1 pseudogene is annotated in these 671 nt (G+C 69.6%); it reads right to left on the bottom strand.

Going from position 1 to position 671, the window contains the following annotated elements:
• A pseudogene (locus DSP71_RS12035) lies at window positions 1–599 on the bottom strand (urocanate hydratase); the annotation flags it as partial.
• Window positions 600–671: the final 72 nt, after the last annotated feature.

Genomic DNA, 671 nt, shown 5'->3' with positions numbered 1-671 from the left:
ATCAGAACCGCCCCGTCGTTCAGGGTCACCGCGAGCGGCTGAGCGCCGCCCATTCCCCCGGCGCCGCCGGTGAGGGCCAGGGTGCCGCGCAGCGAGTCGCGGCCGAGCGAGCGGGCCACGGCGGCGAAGGTCTCGTACGTGCCCTGCAGGATGCCCTGCGTGCCGATGTAGATCCACGAGCCGGCGGTCATCTGCCCGTACATGATGAGTCCCAGCTCTTCGAGCTTGCGGAACTCGGGCCACGTCGCCCAGTCGCCGACCAGGTTCGAGTTCGCGATGAGCACGCGCGGGGCCCACTCGTGGGTGCGGAACACGCCGACCGGCTTGCCCGACTGCACGAGCAGGGTCTCGTCCGGTTCGAGCTCGTCGAGGGTGCGCACGATCGCGTCGTAGGCCTCCCAGCTGCGGGCGGCCTTGCCCGTGCCGCCGTAGACGACCAGGTCTTCCGGGTGCTCGGCGACCTCGGGGTCGAGGTTGTTCATGAGCATGCGCTTGGCGGCTTCGGCGCCCCAGCTCTTCGCGGTGCGCTTGTTGCCACGGGCAGCGCGGACGACTCGCGATCCGGAAGCGGTGCTTTCTGATGAGACGTTCTCAGCCATGAGTGTGCTCCTTTGCGATGCGGGCGACGTCGCCCGACTGGACGAGGGCGGTGACGGCTTCCATGTCCGGGG

Origin of the sequence: Microbacterium sp. H6 (assembly GCF_003314775.1) — a bacterium.
GTDB classification, from domain to species: domain Bacteria; phylum Actinomycetota; class Actinomycetes; order Actinomycetales; family Microbacteriaceae; genus Microbacterium; species Microbacterium oxydans.
Note: the sequence above shows the minus strand (reverse complement) of the source record. Positions and strands in the feature narration are given on the sequence as shown.